This window comes from Gemmatimonadaceae bacterium (genome assembly GCA_036273715.1).
Classification (GTDB): domain Bacteria; phylum Gemmatimonadota; class Gemmatimonadetes; order Gemmatimonadales; family Gemmatimonadaceae; genus JADGGM01.
Window position 1 is genome coordinate 13,948 of record DASUHB010000026.1, and the last position, 20,812, is coordinate 34,759.

At 67.9% G+C, this 20,812-nt stretch carries 13 protein-coding genes; 4 read left to right on the plus strand and 9 right to left on the minus strand.

Annotated elements, in window-relative coordinates; all coding sequences use genetic code 11:
* Nucleotide 1 precedes the first annotated feature (1 nt).
* The 7 genes from tssA to VFW04_04220 all read right to left on the minus strand — a co-directional run bounded on the left by tssA (nt 2) and on the right by VFW04_04220 (nt 8,452).
* Nucleotides 2–1,786, minus strand: coding sequence for a type VI secretion system protein TssA (gene tssA / locus VFW04_04190; protein HEX5178504.1), 1,785 nt, complete (start codon nt 1,784–1,786; stop codon nt 2–4).
* Nucleotides 1,787–1,794: 8 nt separating this feature from the next.
* Nucleotides 1,795–2,520, minus strand: coding sequence for a type VI secretion system accessory protein TagJ (locus VFW04_04195; protein HEX5178505.1), 726 nt, complete (start codon nt 2,518–2,520; stop codon nt 1,795–1,797).
* A 16-nt stretch (nt 2,521–2,536) separates the two neighbouring features.
* Nucleotides 2,537–3,028, minus strand: a complete 492-nt coding sequence (locus tag VFW04_04200) for a type VI secretion system tube protein Hcp (GenBank protein ID HEX5178506.1) — start codon at nt 3,026–3,028, stop codon at nt 2,537–2,539.
* A 61-nt stretch (nt 3,029–3,089) separates the two neighbouring features.
* Complete coding sequence (gene tssC / locus VFW04_04205; GenBank protein HEX5178507.1) at nt 3,090–4,571, minus strand: type VI secretion system contractile sheath large subunit; 1,482 nt, start codon at nt 4,569–4,571, stop codon at nt 3,090–3,092.
* Entirely contained in the window at nt 4,564–5,085 is a 522-nt protein-coding gene (gene tssB / locus VFW04_04210) for a type VI secretion system contractile sheath small subunit (GenBank protein HEX5178508.1), read from the minus strand. Before tssB ends, tssC begins: the two co-directional genes overlap by 8 nt.
* Before the next feature lie 317 nt (nt 5,086–5,402).
* Nucleotides 5,403–6,938, minus strand: coding sequence for a methyltransferase (locus VFW04_04215; protein HEX5178509.1), 1,536 nt, complete (start codon nt 6,936–6,938; stop codon nt 5,403–5,405).
* The gene (locus VFW04_04220; GenBank protein HEX5178510.1) at nt 6,935–8,452 is read right to left on the minus strand and encodes a type VI secretion system contractile sheath large subunit; all 1,518 of its coding nucleotides are present in this window, start codon (nt 8,450–8,452) and stop codon (nt 6,935–6,937) included. The genes VFW04_04215 and VFW04_04220 overlap by 4 nt, the downstream gene beginning before the upstream one ends.
* A 147-nt stretch (nt 8,453–8,599) precedes the next feature.
* On the opposite strand from VFW04_04220, the gene tssK (VFW04_04225) reads away from it, so the two are divergent.
* Nucleotides 8,600–9,955 carry a type VI secretion system baseplate subunit TssK gene (gene tssK / locus VFW04_04225; protein ID HEX5178511.1) on the plus strand — a complete coding sequence of 452 codons (1,356 nt, stop codon included), beginning with the start codon at nt 8,600–8,602 and terminating at the stop codon, nt 9,953–9,955.
* Nucleotides 9,956–10,504: 549 nt separating this feature from the next.
* Here tssK (VFW04_04225) and VFW04_04230 read toward each other — a convergent pair.
* Nucleotides 10,505–12,163: a hypothetical protein gene (locus tag VFW04_04230; protein ID HEX5178512.1), complete on the minus strand. Its 1,659-nt coding sequence runs from the start codon at nt 12,161–12,163 to the stop codon at nt 10,505–10,507.
* Between the two features lie 203 nt (nt 12,164–12,366).
* Here VFW04_04230 and tssK (VFW04_04235) point away from each other — a divergent pair, with 203 nt between their 5' ends.
* The 3 genes from tssK (VFW04_04235) to VFW04_04245 are packed head-to-tail and all read left to right on the plus strand — an operon-like array spanning nt 12,367 to nt 17,978.
* Complete coding sequence (gene tssK, locus VFW04_04235; protein HEX5178513.1) at nt 12,367–13,722, plus strand: type VI secretion system baseplate subunit TssK; 1,356 nt, start codon at nt 12,367–12,369, stop codon at nt 13,720–13,722.
* A gap of 35 nt (nt 13,723–13,757) precedes the next feature.
* The gene (locus VFW04_04240; GenBank protein ID HEX5178514.1) at nt 13,758–14,507 is read left to right on the plus strand and encodes a DotU family type IV/VI secretion system protein; all 750 of its coding nucleotides are present in this window, start codon (nt 13,758–13,760) and stop codon (nt 14,505–14,507) included.
* Nucleotides 14,508–14,543: 36 nt separating this feature from the next.
* Nucleotides 14,544–17,978, plus strand: a complete 3,435-nt coding sequence (locus tag VFW04_04245; protein ID HEX5178515.1) for an ImcF-related family protein — start codon at nt 14,544–14,546, stop codon at nt 17,976–17,978.
* Nucleotides 17,979–18,032: 54 nt separating this feature from the next.
* Here VFW04_04245 and VFW04_04250 read toward each other — a convergent pair whose 3' ends face one another.
* Nucleotides 18,033–20,684 (minus strand): protein kinase, encoded by a 2,652-nt coding sequence (locus VFW04_04250; protein HEX5178516.1) that lies wholly within the window; start codon nt 20,682–20,684, stop codon nt 18,033–18,035.
* Nucleotides 20,685–20,812: the final 128 nt, after the last annotated feature.

Here is a 20,812-nt window from a genome sequence, read left to right on the forward strand (position 1 = left end):
GTCAGCCCTGCCCGAACCCGATGGCCTGCAGTGGATCGAGGCGCGCGATGCGCTGATAGAGGTCGTGACGCGTGCTGGAATCGCCGTCGAGTTTCTCGAGGCAGCGATACATGAGCGCCATGGGACGCGCCACGAGCTCGCCCGCTTCCCACTCATCGAGCTTGTGGGTTTCGATGTCGGCCATGAGCTCCTGGAGAATCGGCTGCGCCACCTGCACGAAGCCGGCATCGACCATGATGCGTGCGAGCTCGGCCTGGCGCAGAAAGCGTCCACGGCGCGTCTTTTCGCGGTCGAGCGCGCGCATGAGCAACTCGATGGCTTTCTCGGGGCGGCCGCCGCGCACTTCGGCGGCGGCGCGCTCGAGGCCGGCGCGTCCCTCGCGTTCGCGCGCCTCGCCGCTGACCAACGACGGCGACGCCACGGGCAGCTCCTCGCTTGCGTCGTCGTCGCCGATGATCTTCTCGTCGCGCAGCCACGTGAGCGTGGGGCCGGTGGCCGTGGGCATGTCGTCCATGAGCGCCATGGAGGGCAGCGACGGAATGGCGGCCAGGAGCGTGCGCAGCTCGCTCCGGATGGCCGACGCGACGATCGCGTAGTCTTCGCCTAACGCCTGGCACGCGGTGAGCGTGTAGCGCTGCAAGTCGAGCCAGCCGCGACCGACCGTCGTTCCCATCACCGTCTCGGACGTCTCGAGCAGCTGCTCCCACGCCGAGTCGAGCATGAGGCCGCGCAGCTGAGTGCGCACCTGTGTGGTGGGCGCCTCGAGCAGCTTGGGATCCGGGGTGCTGCCCGCCGCGCGCAGCTCGCCCCAGCGCAGCGCGCGGAGCATGAGATACGCCGCGGGACTCAACGGTTCGGTGCGGCGCAGGAAGCGCGCCGCCGAGATGACCCGCGAGGCGGCATCGTTGCGGTCGGCCGGCTCGGCGGAGAGCAGGCGCACGTCCGCCGCGCTGCCTAACGCAGCGCCCGCCGCGTCATCGGCCGCCGCGGCGACGGGCGCCGCCTGGACGGGATCCGGATCCTGCTCGAGCTTTTTCGCCAGCAGTTGGCCGACGACGCGCTGTTCTTCCTGCAGCACGTCGCGGAGCTTGAGAAAACTGGGCGCCGCGTCGCCGAACTTCTCGCGCGAGAGGTCGTCGAGCAACTGGAGCGACGCGAGCGACGCGTCCACGTCCGATGCGAGCTGCTTGATCCATACTTTCGGCGTCTCGGCGAACGCCTTGTCGAACTCTTCGATCGTCGGCTTCCTGGCCGCAATCGCTTCCTCGCGCCTGACGCGCTTGGCCGCATCGGCGTCGGCGTCCTGCTCCGTGCCGATGCTCCGCGCCTCGGCGTACTGGAAGTACGAATGGCCGGCGCGGTTGAGCGGGACCGACTTCACCGGCACCTCGAGCCTCAACCCGAGCCACTCGAGGGGCGCGGCGCGCATCTCCACGTCCCCGTCTTCGACCACGGGGTAGACGTGGTCCCAGAACCGGTCGATCAGGCCGCGCGTCACGTCGAGCGTCGCTCGGAACGAGCCGAAGCCTTCGCGGCGGAGCATCGCTTCGCCTAACCAGACGGCGAGCTGCAGGTCCTTGGTGCGCGTGGCCAGCGCCTCGCCGGCGAGTTTGATGACGAGCGGCCAGTCGGCGAGCTTGCGCGGGTGCTGCCACTCGCCTTGGGGCGCGTCGTCGTCCTCGCGGCGGGCTTCCTTGATCTTGTCGTAGATCGGATCGTAGCGCAGGTCCGCGCCCGCCGGGTTGTCTCCGGCGATCGGGTTCAGCAGATCATCGCGGAGCGGCATGGATTCGATCAGGACGTGGTCGCGGGGGCGGCCGCGGGCGCGATGTCGAGCTCGCGCACCTCGAGAATCGGGTACTCCTCGCCGTCGACCAACAGCATCTTCTGCCCAACGGGAATCGCCGTGCCATCCGGCAGCTCCCGCCATTCCGTGACCCGGCCTAACCGAACGTGGTCGTTGGGATCTTCCGCGCTCAGCGGCGTGAGCGCCGGCAGAATCACCTCGCCGAGATCCAGGCCCCTGAAGAGCGGACCCGTCTTGAGCACGGCCGGCGGCCACATCAGATCGCGCAGCCGCGTGGGCGGCGACATGCGCAGCGACGCGATGTGCGCCAGCGGCAACAGCGTGTACTGGCCGGCCGCAAAGACTTCGAGCCGTGGACCGATGCGTGGATCGCCGTCGACCAGCGACGAGAACGGCGTGCCGTTGATGGTCCCCGACACCTCCGCGGCCGCCGCCGCCACCGGCGGCACCGCGTTCTCCTTGAACATGCGGTCGCGCGTTAGGCATGCGTGCAGCGCGCTGCGGTACAGCAGCGCGCCCATGCCGGCCTGCGGGCCCGCCTGCGCGAGCACGTCGAGATGTTTCTCGGCGCGACCGTACTGGCCGGCAAAACAGAGCAACTCGAACAGAAACGTGCGCCGCTGGGTGTCGGTCGGGTTGTCCCGAACCTCGACACCCAGGGCGTCGATTGCCGCATCGAGCTGCCCCGCCTGAAAGAGCTCTCGCGCTTTCATGCGCCTTGCTCGATCCTCACGACTTCGCGTTCGTCTTGAGGTTCCATCCCGCGATGACCGGGGAACCCGGCGACCCATCTGCCTTCTGCGGCGTGTACGTCACGTTCACGGCGCCGAATGCCAACGACACCGATTCCGCAGGCGTGTCATCACCGCCGCTCGCGCCGGACCACTGGATGGATTCCACGAACACTTCCGTGAACTCGTACTTGAGATAGCTGAGCGACTTGTCGCCGCCGGCCTTGTTCAACGTCAACGTGGCCTTGCTGAAATGTTTCCCATCGCAGCACATCTGAAACATCTTCGGGCTCGCCTGATCGGTCTTCTTCATGAAGTTGAATCCGCTCAGCGACACCTTGCCCGCTCCGGCACCCTGACCGCTGGTTCCGATGCTCGTCGGATTGGAAGCGCCCATGCTGAAGGAGTAGATCTCGATCCACCCTTCGAACCCGCTGCGCACGGACTCGCCGGGGACCCCGTCGAGCTTGAGAAATGCATCGAACGCCATGTCGTACTCCTCCTAAAAATGATGTTCTGGCTATGGGACCTTCGGTTGTCGACCAACGGTGCTACTTCGCGGGTGCCGGCAGCTCCGCGACCAACCGCATCGAAACGCTCAACTCGTCCAACTGGAAATGCGGCCGGAGGAACGCGACCGCGCGGTACGCACCCGGCTTCCCGGGGACTTCCTGCACTTCGACGTTCGCTTCCTTGAGCGGCCGCTTGGCTTTCACCGACAGCGGCGCGTCATCGTTGCCCACCACGTAGTTCGCGATCCACGTGTTGAGGAACGACTGCGCTTCGCTCTTCGACATGTACCCGCCGATCTTGTCGCGCATCATCGCCTTCAGATAGTGCGCGAAGCGCGACACCGCGAAGATGTACGGCAGCTGCGCCGAGATGCGCGCGTTTGCCGTGGCCGCATCGCTCGTGTAGAGCTTGGGCTTCTGCGCCGACTGCACGCTGAAGAAGCACGCATTTGACGACCCCTTCTGGTGCACCAGCGGCGCGAAGCCCAGGTCGGCCAGCTCCTTCTCCCGGCGGTCGGTGACCGGCGTCTCCGTTGGGCACTTCATCGCGATGTCGCCCGAGTCGGTGCGGAAATTGTGCGTCGGCAGGCCTTCCACCATCCCGCCCGATTCCACGCCGCGAATGCACGCGCACCATCCGTACTGTGCGAACGCGTTGGTCACGCGCGCGCCTAACGCCCAGGCCGCGTTGCCCCACAGATACTTGTCGTGGTCGGTGCCATCCACGCGCTCGTCGTAGTTGAACGCGTCCACCGGAACCGTGTTGGGCCCGTAGGGCTCGCGCAGCAGCATGTGCGGCAGCGTGAGCGCGACGTACCGCGAATCTTCGCTGCCGCGGAACGCCTTCCAGCGCGCGTATTCGGTGGTGTCGAACACCTTGGCGAGATCGCGCGGCGAATCGAGCTGCGTGAAGTTCTCCAGGTTGAGCATTTCCGGATCGGTGCCGGTGATGAACGGCGCGTGCGATGCCGCCGCCACCTGCGCGATCTTCTCGAGCAGCTCGATGTCCTGACCGGACTTGTTGAACTCGTAGTCGCCCACGAGCGCGCCGAACGGGGCGCCGCCGAACACGCCGTACTCTTCCTCGTACACCTTCTTGAACAACGCGCTCTGATCGAACTCGGGTGCGCGCTGCAGGTCCCGCAGCAGCTCCTTCTTGCCCACGTTCAGGATCTTGATCTTGAGCATGTCGCTCGTTTCGGACTGGCCCAACATGTAGCGCAGGCCACGCCACGTGCCCTCGAGCTTCTGGAACTCGGGCGCATGCATGATCTCGTTCAATTGCAGCGAAATCAGATGATCGATCTGCGCGATGCGCGCGTTGATCATCACTTCCGTGTCTTTCGCAACCGTGATCTGGCCGGCGAGCACCTCGGACACGAACTGCTTCACCATGTCCTTGCCGCGCTCCTTGGCGGCGGAATCCTTGCCCATCCGACCTTGCTCGACGATCTGATCGAGCAGACTCAGCTCGGTGGCCTCGGCGGCGGCTGTCGCCTGTACGGCCTTTGCTTCAGGCATTGGACCCTCCATCGGTGCCGAGCTCCGCGCGCAGTTTCTTCATCTTGTCTTCGTCGCCCAACGTGGACTGAAGGATGTCGTCCAACTTGTCGTTGCCCTGCAACGTGCCGCGCAGATCCGCCAGCTTGGTGCGCAGGTCGAGCAGCTCCTTGAGCGGCTTCACCTGGCGCGCCACCGCGTCCGGCGAGAAGTCATCGAGGCTCTTGAACGTGAGATCGACGCCGAGCTTCCCGGCGTTCGGATCCTCGCTCAGCTTGTTCTCCACCGAGAACGCGAGATGCGGCTTCATGCTCGCGATCACCTCGTCGAAGTTGTCGAGCGTCACGTCGACGAATTTGCGGTCCTTGAGCTTCGCCAACGGTTCAACCGGCTGACCCGAGAAGTCGCCGAGCACGCCCATCACGAACGGCAGCTCCTTGACCTCGATCGCACCACCGGTCTCCACGTCGTAACTGATGTTGACACGTGGCGGTCGTACGCGCTCCAACTTCTTCTGCGTGCTCTCCTTTGCCATGACTGAGCTCCTGATCGGGGTCGGTGCCGTACCGGTTGAAAACGGGGTGGCTCGTTAGAAATCGAGAGAGTTGAAGAACGCCGGCACCGAGCTGTGGAGCCCGATCACGGCGCTGGGTAGTCCGGGAGCGAGGGGAGATGTTCTGGCCGCACTCTTGGCGACACCCATCACTGACTGGAGACCAACGCGCCGATCATACGGGCCTATGGGCCGGGTGTCAAGAAAACACATCTTCGCTGCGCATGAAGTGTCGTACGGCGCGATTTGCTTGTACGCCGCGACACACTCGCCTGAATTCGCACGACATGCGACGGCATTCACGCGGCCGCCACCGGCAGGGGCAGCAGCTCCGTTTCGAGGCAGCCGGCGTTCACAAAAAATGAGACGAGCGACACGATCGCTTCCTCGGCGCCGTCCACACCGACCAGCCCATCGGCGACCAGCGCGCGCGCCAGCTCGCGCACGCCGATCGATTCCGTGCAGCGCGTGAGGATCGCTCCGGTTTCGGCCGAGCACTCGACATTCGTCCTGAACGGCGCCTCTACCGACAGTTCGACCCGTTCGATTCGCCAGCCGCCATCGGCGAGCCGCTGGTCCGAGCGAATGCGGACGCCATCGCGACACCGCACCCGAGAGTCGAGCAGTCGCGCTGCAAAGCCGGGCGATTCCCGGTTACGTACCCAATCCAACTCCCAGTCCAGCGATTCGCCGAGTTGCGCGGTGCCGCAGGACCGCCGCGCGGTGAATGGTGTTCGCGGCGACGCATGACGCTCGATGGCCATCGACGCGTACACGAGCTTCTCGGCGCCCATGGCCTGATAGGCGGCGATCTTCGCATCGGCGTCGTCCTGCGACGACTGTCCGGCGCGCGCGACGGCGCGAAAATAGTCGGCCGGGTCGCGCGCCACGCGGACGGCGAGTACGACATCAAACTCGTCGTTCGACGGGCCGATCATCCGACGGATGCGCTGCTCGAACGGTCCCTCGGTGCGGTCGGTTGCCACACACGTCATGTAGAACCGGCCGCCGGGCTCGAGGAATTCGGGCAGTCCTGCGAGCAGCGCACGAGTGAACTGTTCGCCGTCGGGGCCGCCGTCGCGGTAAATCATGGTTTGCTCCGGCGACGCGATGTACGGCGGGTGCGCCACGATGCGATCGAACGTGAGGCCGCGCACGGGCTCGTACATGTCGCCCTGCACCGCCCGCACATTGCCGAGCCCGTTGAGATCGGCGTTGAATCGGGCGTATCGCGTGGCGCGTTCGGTGACGTCCCCGGTCCAGGTCGTGCCGCCGTGCCGCGCCGCCATCAGCGCGGCGATTCCGGTTCCACCGCACATCTCCAAAAACCGCTCGCATGGGGTGCGAGGCAAGGACGATATGAAGTCGCGGGTATTCTCGGTGATCGCCGGATAGACCGCGTCGGGCGGAAGTGGTTTGGGCGCGCCGGCGGCGGTCACGGGCAGATCGGAGATCAACCACAAGCCGTTCGTCGGATAGAGCAGCACGGTTGCGAATTGCTTGGACGCATCGCTCGGCGGACCGCTCAGCAAGCCGAGGCTTTCGAGCGCGCGCACCACGTTACCGGGGAGGTGGTGCTCGATGTGCGCGCGCTCCACGAGCTCTCCATCGAGGAACAGCCGGATGACAATGTCCAGGGCGTCGACGGGCTCGGACGATGCGCGTCCTTCGCGAATCGACGTGAACGCGTAGATGGATTCGACGCCGGTGCGGCGACTAACGGACTCTTCGGTGAACGATGCGCCGGCCAGGAACTCGCGCAGCACGCGCATCGCGGCCGGGTCGCCGGTGCGGACGGACGGCGTCGGCGAGGGCGGCAGTGCGGTGGCGGTCATGGTTGGGCCGCCTGCCACCGGCCGGCGAGCGCCGTGACCGGGTGGGCAATCGACTGCAGGCGCACGAGCAGCGCGGCGTCCTGATCCTTGAGCGATGCCAGCGGCATGATGCCGCAGTCGAGCAGCCTGTTGGACGCGCGCTCCGTTAGGAGCACCTCGGCGCAGGGTTTGGCCTGCACCTCGCCGTTCCGGCGCAGGAGCACGAAGGGCAGTCCCGTGAGCTCGCGCCGCGAGCCCGGGCGCATGCGCCATCCGCCGGCGGAAAACGACTGGCCGAGCAGCGCGGCGCACGCGAACGCCGCGTTGGCCCAGAGAAACTCGCGGTGATCCGGAGTCTCGCCTAACTCCTCGAACGCGAACCGGTCGCACTCCTCGCCGCCGGCGCCGTAGGGCAGACGGGCCAGGAAGCGCGGCGCCGCGAGCCCGATGTACGCCGCCTCGGGCGACGCGCGCAGCGCCTCCCATGCGTCGATGGCGTTGGTCGACCAGGCCGATGCATCGCTCGATGTATCGAACGCCGGCATACCGGCCAGGCGCGGCGCCGCGCCGGCGACCACCGGCGCGCCGGCGCGGCGGGCGATCGTGCCTAACCGGGACAACACCGCGAGATCGGCGTCGTCCCATCCGAACGTGAACGCGCCGACGAGGAGGGACCATGGATGCGCGCCGGGCTGCTCTACGGATCCTTCCGCGATAATGCGCCAGAGATCGCTCTCCTGCGGCGGCACGTCCGGCGCGAGATCCGCAACGAGCTCCGCGGCCGACACATCGAGCAGGTAGATCTCGAGATGCTCGTCGGTCTCGAGGCGCCGCGTGAGCATCCACACGGACCGCCACGCGGCTTCGACGGCCTGGAAGGCGCGGGTGTGCAGCACGCCGCGCATTGCGTTAGTCATCGCGCGATCCACGCGCGCGAGCAGCGCGTCCTGCCGCGGATCGGCCGCGGCCACGAGGTAGGGTTCGATCGCGCGCCGGATGAGCTGCTGCAGTGCATCCTCCGACGGCTCGGCCGCCGGGGCCGGCTCGCCGAGGATGGCGTCGAGCACGTGACCCGGCGCGGGTCGAGGCGGTGATGGCGCGGCGCTCTGGCCGGTCTCGCCGGTGAGGTCGGAGGCCGCGAGCTCGCGCGCGGCACTGGCAAACGTCGCCGGGTCGGCGAGCCGCGCGCGCATCGTGCGCAGCGATTTGAACAACGGGAGCGCGTCGTACAGCTGATCGGGGTGAAAATCGTCGATCGACGCGATCCGAACGATCACGTCGCCGTCGGCGCCGCGCTCGAGCAGGATTTCCGGCGCGATTTGAGCGATGACGTCGTCGACCGTGTCGCGATCGACGGCGATCGGACGGCGAGCCGCGAGCGGCGCATGCGACGCGCCGGCACGCGACCTGTCCCCGCTGAAATCGCCCAAGACGAGAATGCGGAACGGCGTATCATCGTCCGGCACCATGCCGGCGCGCGCGCGTCCCGCAGTGACGTCCAACTCGATGTGTGCTCTGCGTTGGTGATCCGACATCAGATATAGCAGGAGAGACGGACAATCTCGTCGCACGATGACGAGTGTCAAGGTGGACATCGACACGAGACCGGTGCTGGTACAGTTTTGGTCACCGATTCGTCGCCGAACTGACAATTCGTCACCGCGATAGTACTTTAGGGCGCCATGAGACAGATGCAGCCGGTCCTCTGGACGAAGGGCGTGCTCCTGAGTCCCCAGCACCTGCAGACGCAGGATCGCTTCCTCGAGGACCTCATCCAGTTCCAACTTTCGGGCCTCACCTACTGTCCGTGGGGCTTTCACCGGTTGGAGATCGATCACGAGGCGCTGGCCGCGGGATCGTTCGCGATTTCGCAGGCGGCCGGGATTCTGCCCGACGGATTGTTGTTCGATCTACCGGTGAGCGACCCGGCGCCGGCGCCCAAGGTGCTCGACGCGGTGTGGGAGCAGGACCAGACGGAGTTGGACATCTATCTCGCGGTCCCGGAGTATCGCACGAGCGGGCACAACGTCGCCGTTGCGGCGGGCGACTCGAGTGCGCGCTATTCGGCGGAAGTGTTGTTGCGTCGCGATGAGAACACCGGGCTCGCCGAGAAGCCGATCCAGGTCGCGAAGAAAAACTTTCGGCTGTTAGTCCAGGGCGAGTCGCTCGAGGGAAACTCGACGCTGCGGGTGGCGCGCGTGCGCAAGTCTGCCACGGGCGACCTGTCGCTCGACCCGCAGTTCGTGCCGCCGCTCATCGACATCGGCGCGAGCGATTTCATCATCGCCATCGCGCGCCGGCTGGTCGAAATCCTGTCGGCGCGGAGCAGTGCGCTCGCGGGCACGCGCCGGCAGAAGAATCAGAGTCTGGCGGACTTCAGCATCGCGGACGTCGCGAGCTTCTGGCTGCTCTACACGATCAACACGTACTTCCCGCAGCTCCGTCATCTCTACGAGACGAAGCGCGGGCATCCGGAAGAGTTGTTCAGCGCGATGCTCTCGCTTGCCGGGGCGCTCACGACGTTCTCGACGATCGTGCATCCGCGCGACCTGCCGGCGTACGAGCACGACGATCTCACGTCGTGCTTCTCGAAGTTGGACGAGCAGCTTCGCATGCTGCTGGAGACGGTGGTGCCGTCGAACTGCGTCTCCCTGCCGCTGCGGCTGGTGCAGCAGTCGATTTATGCGACGGCGCTCGACCAGGACAAGTATTTCACGGCACCGCAGTTGTATTTATCGGTGGACGCGAACATGAGTCCGGCCGATCTCATTCAGCGGGCGCCGGGGTTGATCAAGATTTCATCGGCGGACCGGATCGATCACCTGATCCGCCAGGCGCTGGCGGGCGTGCCGCTCACGTATGCGCCGAACCCGCCGCCGGCGGTGCCGGTGAAGGTGAGCTCGCACTATTTCCAGGTTGGCAAGAGCGGTAGCGAGTGGGAGGCGATCATGCGGGCGCGGAACCTGGCGGCCTATGTTCCGGCCGATTTTCCGAGTCCGCAGCTCGAGCTCTTGGTCGTGCTGCCACCACAGCGGTAAGGCGAACAAGACCGGACAATCCGGACACGGCCGGACAGAAGGCCGGCCAGAACACCGAAAGGCGGACTACAGGCGGACTACAGGCGGACAAGGCCACACAGGGCCGGACGGAAAACCGAAAGGCGGACTACAAGGCGGACAAGGCCGGACAGGGCCGGACGGAAAACCGAAAGGCGGACTACAGGCGGACAAGGCCGGACAAAGAAGCGAAAGGTGGGTAGGCGCGGAGAGAGGCGGATGAAGCCGACGGCCGGATAAAAGGAGATGCTGGATGGAGTAGCAGGGAGCTGAACACATCGGCGGCGGCACGATGGTAGTCATCGTCAGGTCTGACCTTTCTTTCTGCTCGGCGCGCCCAGCTGTGTCCGGTCTGTCCGCCTGTCAGTTGTGCGCGTGATCCGTCCGCCGTTCACTGTTTTTTGTCCGGCGCTGTCCGGGCTGGTCCGCGTCCTGTCCGCCTTTCGGTTTTCTGTCCGGCGCTGTCCGGCCTTGTCCGCCCGTAGTCCGCCTTTCGGTTTTTTACCCGGCCTTGTTCGGATTATCCGCCCTTCACTTCTTGATTATGAAGTATGCGATCAGCGCGATCGCCAAAATGACGATCACATTGAGCGCGATCACCAACGGCATGTAGGATGGTTTTCGCGGTTGGAGCTGCTGCGCGGCCGCGGTTGCGTTAGGCATAGCGGGCGGCTGCGCGGCGCCGATCGCGGGCCCTGCCGCGGGCGGCGTCGCCGAGCTCAGGATGCGGGTGAATTCGCTCGGCACGTGCGACGGTTGGCCGGAGGGCGCGGCGAACACCGGCGGCGGCAGCGTCGGCACGGGAATCATTGGTGGTGCCGGCGGCGTCGGCGGTTGCGGGATGCCCGAATGGCCGGGCGCCGGCGGCACGGCGCCGAAGTTAGGCGAAGGCGGTACGGCGCCGACGTGCGGCGCGGGCGGCGCGATGCCGAAGTTAGGCGCGGGTGGCACCGACGGCGCGCGCGGGATCTGCGGCGTGGGCGGCATGGCCGGCGCGTGCATCGACGGCATCGGCATCGCGCCGAGCCGCGGCTGCGGGATCACGGGCGCCGGCGGCGGCGGAGGGGCGACCGGACGCGGCTCCGGGGCTCGGGCGATCGGCGCACTCATCATACCCGTCGCGCTTGCAGATCCCGGTGAGGGTGCGGCCGGAGGAAGCACGCTCGGCATCGGCACGAAGGGCTGAGGCGGCGCTGCCGATGGCGGCGTCGGCATGGCCGGTCGCGGTGGCTGCGGCATCGCGCCGGGCGATGGCGGTGAGTACAGTGGTCCGCTCGGCGCCGAACGCTCGGCGGGAGACGAGAAACCGCCCCCCTGAAAGATGCGCGTGAACTCGCCGGGCGCAGGCGGCGGGGGAGGTGGCGGGGGCGGCGCCGGCTGAGCGGCTGGTGGCGCGGGAGGCGGTGCGGCGTGTTGCACGGCCGGCGGAATCGGTTGACTAACGCTGACCGGCGGCGCGGCGGGACGCACCGGAGCCGGCGGCGGCGGGACGAACGGCGGTTCCGCTTGACGCGCGGGCGAGACCGGCTGCGACGGCGTCGCGGGCGGACCGCCGGTCATCGAATTGAAAAGACGTGTGAATTCGCCGGCTTGATTGGGTTTGGGCGCAGGCGGCGCGGGCGGCGGCGGCGGCGGCACCACCGGCGGAGCCGGTGGTGGTGCCGGCGGCGCCTTGGGTGTCGCGGCGACTGGCGCGATGGGCTGCGTCATGGCGCCGGTCGCGCTCGCCGCCTGTGGCGGCGGAGCGACCGGCGGCGGTGATGGCGGCGCAACCTTCCCCGCGGCGCCGCCACCCGCCCGAATCGGCTGCGTCGATCCCGCGCGAGACGGCGTCTCATCCGGACGCCGCATCGTGACCTTGATCTGCTTCGCCGGCCCATCGCCAGGCGCCGGCGCACTTCGCGTGTGCGACGAAATCCACACGTCGAGCGACTCGAAGCCCTGCAGAAACTGCGTGACCACGACCGGATGGCCTTCGATGTCCAGGAGCTCGATCACCTTGAGCCGCTCGACGTCGGGCAGCGCGCGCGCGCGCGCGAGCATGGCGTTATTCTCGTCTGTGGTTCCGACGAGATAATGCACCATGACGACTTTGCCGCTCGCCACCGCCAACGCATTGAGCGTGCGGACCTTCCCGTCGGCAACCGGCTTGAGAAGCTGATAGCGTGCGCTGAACTCGGCGCTTGTCATCGACTAGTGGTGGGTCATACGTTAGGGCACTCGCGCCGCCAGGTAGCCTCGTGCGGCTCGGGCGGACGACAGCACACCGACTTCCTCACCCGAATCGTCTACAATAGCTGGCAACGCATCTCACGCGCAAACCGATTCGGCCGTCTCACCGGCGCCGTCTCGATCCGCGTGGCCGAGTCGAGCGATACAGGCTCAGGACACTCATGACGCAACTCTCCAAAGTGGTGTGGCGCGAGGGCATGCACCTGGCCCAGCACCACTTCCAGGCGCAGAACCGCTACTTCGAGGACTCCATTCAGTTTGCGGTGTCGCATCTGTTCTTCGCGCCGTACGGACTGATCGGAAGCGAGCTGGATGCGAACGCGCTGCGAAACGGAACCGTTGCGCTGATCCACGCGCGGGGCGTCATGCCGGATGGGATGCCGTTTCACATTCCCGATGGAGACGCGGCGCCCGCGCCGCTGGCCATCGGCGAGCTGTTCTCGCCCACCGCCGACGCGCACGTCGTCTACTTGACGATCGCGCCGTATCGCCGTGACGCCGCGAACTGCCTGCCCGCCGATGCGGTCGGGCGCGACGGCCGGGGCGTCCGCTACCTCTCGGAGCCGCACGTGATGCGCGACGAGACCACCGGGCACGACGAGAAGCCGGTGACACTCGGCCGCAAGAATTTCTGGCTCGCGCTCGACAGCTCGCTCGACGATGGCGCCGTCTCGCTCGCCATCGCGCGCGTCCGGCGCGACGGCAGGGGCAGCTTCGTGTACGACGCGGACTACATTCCGCCGCTGCTCCAGATCGGCGGCAGCGACCGCCTGATGACGACGCTTGGCCGGCTGGTCGAAATGCTGGACGCCAAGAGCGCTGCGTTAGGCGCGGGCACCGGCCGCCAGTCGTTAGGCGACTGGGCCAGCCGGGAAGTCGCGATGTTCTGGCTCATGCACGCCGTGCACTCTGCGTTAGGCCCGCTCCGGCATCACCTGCAGGTCAAGCGCTCGCGCCCCGAGCAGGTGTACGCCGAGTTGTCACGGCTGGCCGGCGCGCTGTGCACGTTCTCGCTCGACGCGCATCCGCGCGCGCTGCCGTCGTACGACCACGACCATCTCGACGCCTGTTTCGATGCGCTCGACCGACACATCCGCGCCAACCTCGACATCATCATCCCGACCAACTGCGTGTCGGTGCCGTTGCGTTCCACATCGGCGTTCATGTACACCGGGCCCGTGAGCGACACGCGGTGCTTTGGCCGCGCCCGCTGGTTTCTGGGAGTACGCTCGAGCGTCGGCGAAGCCGAGACCATCACGCGCGTGCCGCGCTTCGTGAAAGTCTGCTCGGCCAAGTTCACGCCGGAGCTGGTGAAGCGGGCGTATCCCGGTCTCCCGCTCGAGTACGTGCAGGCCCCGCCGGCGGCGATCTCGCCGCGCGTCGACGCCCAGTATTTCTCGATCAGCAAAGCCGGCCCGTGTTGGGACACGCTCGTCCAAACCCAAGAGATCGGCGTGTACGTGCCCGACGCGCTGTCCGGCGCCGAGGTGCAGGTGCTCGTGCTGCTCGAGTCGTGATTGCGCCGCACCGCGCCATCGAGGATTTTCGCTGAATGACGATTCCCGTCCAGATCGTTGCTCCGCCCGCGCCGGCCTCGGCGCCCGTCGCGCCGTCCGCGCGCCGCGGCCAGCTCGCGCTCGCGATGCAGGAAGTGCTGACGGCTACCGTTAGGCTGCGCGCCAACCGCCAGGTCGCCGCCGATGCCGACTCGTTCCGCGCCCACATGAAGCAGGTGATGGGCGCCGCCGAGCAGCAGGCGCGCCAGGCCGGGTACGCGGACGAGGACGTGCGGCTCGTGCTGTACGCCGTCGTCACGTTCCTCGATGAGTCGGTGCTCAACTCCACGCAGCCGATGTTCGCCGATTGGCCGCGCAAGCCGCTCCAGGACGAAATCTTCGGCGGGCATCTGGGCGGCGAACTGTTCTTCCAGAACCTGCAGTACCTGTTGGCCCGTCCGGATTCCGAGGATGGGGCCGACGTGCTCGAGGTGTTCGAGCTCTGTCTGCTGTTGGGCTTTCACGGGCGGTACAGCGCGAGCGATGGCGGCGAGCTGCACGCGCTCATGTCGCGCGTCGCCGAAAAGATACAGCGTATCCGCGGCCCGTCCGGCGAGCTGTCGCCGTCCTGGACGCCGCCGGCCGGCGACATCCCGAGCGCCGGCGGCGACGTCTGGTCGAAGCGGTTAGGCATCGCCATGATCGCCGTGTTCCTCATCGCCGCCGCGCTGTTCGGCATCTACTCCGCATCGCTCCGGTCGAGCGTGGCCGCCGTGCACGACGCCGCCGCGCAGGTGGCCCGGTGAGCCCGTTCGGCCTGCCTCTTTCGCTCGGGTCCCGCCATGTCGCGTAAGGCGAAAATCTGGGTGATCGCCTCGGTCATCTATCTGGTGTTCGTGGTCGTCGTGTGGTTCGGCGCCGCGGCGTTGCATCTCAAGGCGTCCGACGTCTGGGTCTTCCGGTTCGGGCTGTGGGTGCTCGGCTTCGTTGCCGCGGCGTTCATCGTGTGGTACCTGTTGCGGCAGCTCGCACCGGCGGCGCCGGGCAAGACCGACGACATCGACGCCGCGATGCACGCGGCGCGCGCGCAGCTGGCCGCGTCGCGCACCGGCGGCAAGGCCGCGGGCACGCTCGCGCGGCTGCCGATGGTCATTCTGTTAGGCGCGGAGGGCAGCGCCAAGACCACGACCATCGTGCGCTCGGGCCTCGAGCCGGAGATGCTGGCCGGCGGCGGCGTCTCTCGCGATGAGACCGTCGCGCCGACGAAAGGGGTCAACGTCTGGTACGCGCGCGACACGGTGTTCGTCGAAGCCGGCGGTCCGCTGGCGGCGGATCCGGGGCGGTTCGCGCGCCTCATCCGCTACCTGCAGCCGCGGCGCCTGGCGGCCGTCCTCGGCGGCGGCGCGCAGGCGTCGCGCCTGGCCCTGGTGTGCGTGAGCTGCGACCACCTGGTCCAGCCGGGGGCGAGCGAACAGGCGGTTGCGTTAGGCCGCATGCTGCGGGAGAGGTTGAACGAACTGGCACGCGGGTTGGGCATTCGGCTTCCGGTGTACGTCCTCTTCACCAAGGCGGACCGGATCGCGTACTTCGCCGACTACGTGCGCAACTTCTCGAACGAGGAAGGACGCGAGGTGCTCGGCGTCACCCTGCCCGCGGACGCCGGCGCCGCCGGACTCTATGCGGACCGCCAGGCAAAGCGCATTGCTGAATCGTTTCAGCGGTTGTTCGTCTCGCTCGCCGACAGGCGGCTGCAGGCGCTGGGCCGCGAGGCAGCCGTGGAACCCAAGCCGGGCGCGTACGAGTTTCCGCGCGAGCTTCGCAAGACGGGCGCGGTGGTGACGCAGTTCCTCGTCGAGCTGTGTCGGCCGAGTCAGCTGCAGGTGAGTCCGTTCCTGCGCGGATACTACTTCGCGGGCGTCAGGCCCGTGTACATCAACGACGCCGCTCCGGCGGCGGCCGCGGCGGCACTGCAATCGCGCGGCGAGGCGCGCTCGGCCACGGCGGTGTTTCGCGCCGAGCAGATGGCGGCGCAGGCGCGCACGGCGCCTGCCGCGGCCGCGACGCGCAAAGTACCGCAGTGGGTGTTCCTCGGGCGGCTGTTCACGGATGTTGTGTTAGGCGACCGCGCCGCCATGCGCGTGACCCGCGGCGGCGCCCGGGTCAACACGCTGCGGCGCGTCGCGCTCGCGGTCGCCACCGCGGCCGGCGTCGTGCTCGCGTTAGGCTTCACGATTTCCTGGTCGGGCAACAAGCAGCTGGCGGCCGACACGGCCGCCGAGACGCACGATGCGATGGCGTTGACGCTGGCCGGCTCCGGCGCTCCCCCGGTGGAAACGCTCCACAAGTTGGACACGCTGCGGGCGCAGGTGCAGATGCTGCGCGACTACGATCGGAACGGGCCGCCGAAGCATCTCGAGTGGGGATTGTACACGGGCGGCGCGCTGTTGTCCGATGCCCGGCGCGCATACTTCACGTCGTACGACAAGCTGTTGTTCGAGGATACGCGTGGCGCGCTCGAGTCGGCGCTGCGCGCCGTGCCGCCGGCGCCGCGCCCGACAGACGACTACGGCAGCACGTATCGCATCCTCAAGGCGTATCTGATCACGACGACGAACCCCGAGCGCAGTACCGAAGACTTCTTGTCGCCGGTGCTGCTCACCGAGTGGTCGGGCGTTCGCGCGCCGGACACGGCGCAGAGCCAGCTGGCGCAGCGCCAGTTCGCGTTCTACGCGCGCGAGCTTCCGTTAGGAGACCCGTTCAGCTTCGCCGCCGACACATCGCTCGTCGGACGGGCGCGCTCGTTTCTGCGCCAGTTCACCGGTATCGAGCCCATCTACCAGGCGATGCTCGCCGAAGCGGACAGCGGGCACGCCGCCATCCAGTTCAACAAGATGGTCCCCGGCTCGGCGGCCTATGTGCTGGATCGCGTCACCGTGCGCGGCGCGTTCACCAAGCCGGGCTACGCAGCGATGCAGCGTGCGTTAGGCAGCGCGGACCGGTTCTTCCAGGGCGAACGCTGGGTGTTGGGCGACGAGCCGCCGAGTCTGGTCGACAAGACCAAGGCGCTGGCCGACCTCCGCGCGCGCTACGAGAACGACTACATCGCCGCCTGGCGCGAGTATCTGCAGGGCGCGAGCGTGACCCGGTACGGCAACGTGAGCGACGCCGCATCCAAGCTCGCGCAGCTGTCGGGCAACCAGTCGCCGCTGCTCGCCCTGATCTCGATCGCGTCGCAGAACACGAACACGGATACGACGATCGGCAACGCGCTGCAGCCGGCGCACGCCGTCGTGCCGCCCGGCCAGACCGACAAGTTGATCGGCCAGTCGGTGCAGGGCTACATGGCCGCCCTGCTCACGCTGCAGGGTTCGTTAGGCCAGGTGGCGACGGCCCCGCCCGGGCAGTCCGAAGGCGCCATCGCCAACGCGACGCAGAACGCCAATGCCGCGCGCGGCGAAGCACAGAAGCTGGCGCAGAGCTTCGTCGTCGGGCGCGAGCCCGCGGTGGCGACCGCCATCCAGCGCCTGCTCACCGAACCGCTGGCCAGCATCGATCCCTATCTGCGCAACTACGGCGCCGGCCAGCTGAACGGAAAAGGCGAGTCGTTCTGCGCCAGGAACGCGACGCTCTTCACGAAGTATCCGTTCAACGAGCGGTCGCCGATTCAGGCGTCGCTCGATGAGGTGAGCACGGTGTTCAAGCCGGGCACGGGGTCGTTGTGGACCTATTACAACGATGCGCTCCAGAACGTGATCCAGGCCCAGGGCAGCACGTTCGCGCCGAAGTCGGGCGGTACGCTGAACGTCAATCCGGCCTTTCTCTCGTTCTTCAACCGCGCCGCGCAATTCTCGGCGGCGATTTTCCCGGCCGGCTCCAACGAGCCCCGCCTCACGCTCAGTCTCACCAATTACCTCATGCCGCAGAGCGGCCGCCTCCGCGTGGTGGGCGATGGACTGACGGTGGACTACGCCGCCGCGGTCAAGCCGCACCAATTCACGTGGACGTTCCAACCGTCGGGCGAAGCGACCATCGCGGTCGAGCAAGGCAGTACCTGGGCGAACGTCGCCAGCTTCCACGGCACGTGGGCGGTGTTCCAGTTGTTCGGCGCCGCGGCCACGTGGGAACCGACGGCCACCGACTATCGCGCCGAATGGAACATCCCCGGCAACGGCGCCGGTGCGAAGGTCGGGCTCGACGTCGGTCTGAACAACGTGCCGCCGGTGCTGCGGAAGGGATTCTTTTCCGGGTTCTCGTGCGTGAGCCGCGTGGTGCAGTAGACCGCCCATCGCCGGCCACGTGCAGCGTTGGTCCGCAACACGACGGGCCGTGTCCTACCGACGGCCCGCGTGCGTCGTGCGCGCCACAAGCGACTGGAAATTCGTGATCGTCTCGAGCGTCCGCGCGTCCCGATCGGGGCTGTTCATGAGCACGAGCACCCGCCCATCGGGACTCATCGCGTGGTTCCACGCGAACGCCGAGAGAAACGACCCTTCGATCAGCAGCGTCGGCTTCCCGGTGTGGAAGCCGCCCGTCGTGGTGACGGGCACGCGGTAGTAGCGCGAGCGGTCGCGGTACACGATCGCTCTGCCGTTAGGCATCCAGAGCGGCATGTCGCCCTGCTGGGCAATGTGGTAGACGGTGCCCGTCGGCGGCAGCGGGGTGACGTCCACCGAGCCATCGTCGCCGCCCCACGACAACCACCGGCCGTCCGGGGAAAAGCTCGCCGCCGTGCCGACGCCGCCGGGCACGCGCGTCGACGTCGTGTCGGGGCCCAGCGACCGAAGATACAGATCGTGCCGGCGCCAGTCCGAGAACACGAACGACTTGCCGTCGGGCGCCACCGTCATGTACGACGCGTTGGACAGATGGAGGTTCGTCCACGCGCCCGTGTCCAACGCCTGGATGCGCGCGCCGTAGTTCAGGAACTGCACCGGGTCGAACAGGCCGATCATGAGCGCATGGCCGGACGGGAGCCACGACGCCGGAAACGCGCGATAGTTGCCGTCCACCGGCACCTGCTGGCGGACGCCGGTGGCCATGTCCATCAGCATCACCTGCCATCCGCCTAACGGATTGCGCACCTGCACGGCGAGCCGGGTGCCGTCGGGCGAGACGCGCGGCTGCGTGTAGGGTCCGCGGGGGAACGGCAGCGTATCGAGATGGCCGTCGGGCGAGACGAGGGCGACGTTCACGTAGAGCTGATTGGCGCCCGGGACGTAGGTCAGCGTCCCGTCGCCGGAGATCGCGTACTCGGCGGCTCCGAAGCCCGCTTCCATGCGCACACCGGTGACGACGGGGACCGCTTCGCCTAACACTGCGCGGCGGGCGGCGTCGAACGGCATCGCCGACAGCTGGCCGTCGCCCGTGGCGTACACGAGGTAGCCGCCGCGGATCCACTGCGGACTCGCACCGAACAAGAGGTCGGATTGTCGCACCGAGTCGAGTGCCAGCACGCCGCGCTGCGTGATGGCGAGCTCGGATCCGTTCTCGAGCGACAGGAGCGCGAGCTGCCCCGAGCTGAGCTGCCCGACGAGCCAGCGGCCGCCCGGAAGGGCGCCCGGCGTGCCGAATTGGGTCGTTAGGCGGGTGACGGAATCGGCGCCGCCGCCCGCTGCGGCCACGCGGTGCAGCTCGAAGCCGTTTCGCTCGAAGACCACGATCTCGTCGGGCGTCACCCACACGGCTCCGGTCACGCTCGCGACCTGCGCCAGCGTGATGGGCGTTCCCCCGGTCGACGACACCTTGCGGAGCAGGTTGCCGCTGACAAAGCCGATCCACGCCCCGTCGGGCGAATAGAAGGGATCGGACGCGCCGTCGCTGCCGGGCACCGCCGCCTCGTCGCCGGTCTCCGCGGATCGCAGCACGAGCACGGTGGTGCTGCCCTGCGGGGCGACGTACGCCAGCTGCTTGCCATCGGGCGACGCCGCCATGGCGCTGTACCAGCCCCCGGGGGTCGACGGACCAACGAGCGCGACGCTTTCGTTAGGCGGCAGGACGATGTTCCAGCGGTGCGGTGTCGTGTCGACGGGGGGCCGCCGGAGCGACGCGGCGAGCGCACCGAGCCCGATGCCGACGATGAGCGCGGCAGCGAGCCCGAGCAGCATCGGACGCCCGCTCGCCCGGCCGCCCACGACGCCCGGGGCCGGCACCGTGAGCGCCGCGCGAAATTCCGATGCCGTGGCGAAGCGATCGGCTGGCAGTTTCTCGAGCGCCTTGCGCACGCAGTCGTCGAGCTCGGCCGGCACGGTCCGCCGCTGGGCATGCAGGCGCCGCGGCTCCTCCGTCATCACGCGCGCGACGATGGCCTGGGCCGTCGGGCCGGAAAACGGCGGCTCCCCGGCCAGCATCTCGTACACCACGCAGCCTAACGCATAGATGTCGACGCGCGGCGTGAGCGCCCGGTCGCCCATCGCCTGCTCGGGGGCCATGTAGGCGGGCGTCCCGAGACTCAAGCCGGTTTCCGTTAGGCGGACCGCCGCCGGGCCGCCGCTGGCCGCGAGCGCGATGCCGAAATCGGCGACCACCGCGTGCCCGTCCTGCAGGAGGATGTTCTCCGGCTTGATGTCGCGGTGGATCACGCCATGCTCGTGCGCGTAGCCGAGCGCGTCCGCCACCTCCGAGGCGATGCGCACCGCGTCGACCACGGGCAGCTGCCCCTCGCGCTCGAGGCGGTCTCGCAGACTCACCCCCTTCACGAACGGCATCACGTAGAACACGGTCCCGTCGATTTCGCCGGAATCGTGCAGCGCGAGGATGTGCGGGTGCTGGAGCTGCGCGGTGGTCCGGATCTCGTGGAGAAAGCGCTGCGCGCCAACGATGGCTGCCAACTCCGGCCGCAGCACTTTGAGGGCGACGGGTCGATCGTGGCGCACATCGTGCGCGAGGTACACGGTCGCCATGCCGCCACTGCCGAGCTCGCGCTCGATGACGTAGCGTTGGCTGAGTGCGGTCGAAAGCCGGAGGAGATCGTCCGAGCCGGGCACGGAGAGGAAGATGCGTCGTGTCGGTTGGGCAGTCTAGAGGGGCGCAACATTCACCGGGCGGCTGCCCCGCGTCCGCTCTCGACGAGCGCCGATTCGCCGCCGGCCGCCGGGAAGACGCAGGCGCATCG

Excerpts from the sequence above, each read along its gene's own strand:
- VFW04_04220 (HEX5178510.1), bottom strand. The coding sequence starts at position 8,452 with ATGTCGGATCACCAACGCAGAGCACACATCGAGTTGGACGTCACTGCG.
- tssA (HEX5178504.1), bottom strand. The coding sequence starts at position 1,786 with ATGCCGCTCCGCGATGATCTGCTGAACCCGATCGCCGGAGACAACCCG.
- tssK (HEX5178511.1), top strand. The coding sequence starts at position 8,600 with ATGAGACAGATGCAGCCGGTCCTCTGGACGAAGGGCGTGCTCCTGAGT.
- tssC (HEX5178507.1), bottom strand. The coding sequence starts at position 4,571 with ATGCCTGAAGCAAAGGCCGTACAGGCGACAGCCGCCGCCGAGGCCACC.
- tssK (HEX5178513.1), top strand. The coding sequence starts at position 12,367 with ATGACGCAACTCTCCAAAGTGGTGTGGCGCGAGGGCATGCACCTGGCC.
- VFW04_04240 (HEX5178514.1), top strand. The coding sequence starts at position 13,758 with ATGACGATTCCCGTCCAGATCGTTGCTCCGCCCGCGCCGGCCTCGGCG.
- tssB (HEX5178508.1), bottom strand. The coding sequence starts at position 5,085 with ATGGCAAAGGAGAGCACGCAGAAGAAGTTGGAGCGCGTACGACCGCCA.
- VFW04_04195 (HEX5178505.1), bottom strand. The coding sequence starts at position 2,520 with ATGAAAGCGCGAGAGCTCTTTCAGGCGGGGCAGCTCGATGCGGCAATC.
- VFW04_04200 (HEX5178506.1), bottom strand. The coding sequence starts at position 3,028 with ATGGCGTTCGATGCATTTCTCAAGCTCGACGGGGTCCCCGGCGAGTCC.
- VFW04_04215 (HEX5178509.1), bottom strand. The coding sequence starts at position 6,938 with ATGACCGCCACCGCACTGCCGCCCTCGCCGACGCCGTCCGTCCGCACC.
- VFW04_04230 (HEX5178512.1), bottom strand. The coding sequence starts at position 12,163 with ATGACAAGCGCCGAGTTCAGCGCACGCTATCAGCTTCTCAAGCCGGTT.
- VFW04_04245 (HEX5178515.1), top strand. The coding sequence starts at position 14,544 with ATGTCGCGTAAGGCGAAAATCTGGGTGATCGCCTCGGTCATCTATCTG.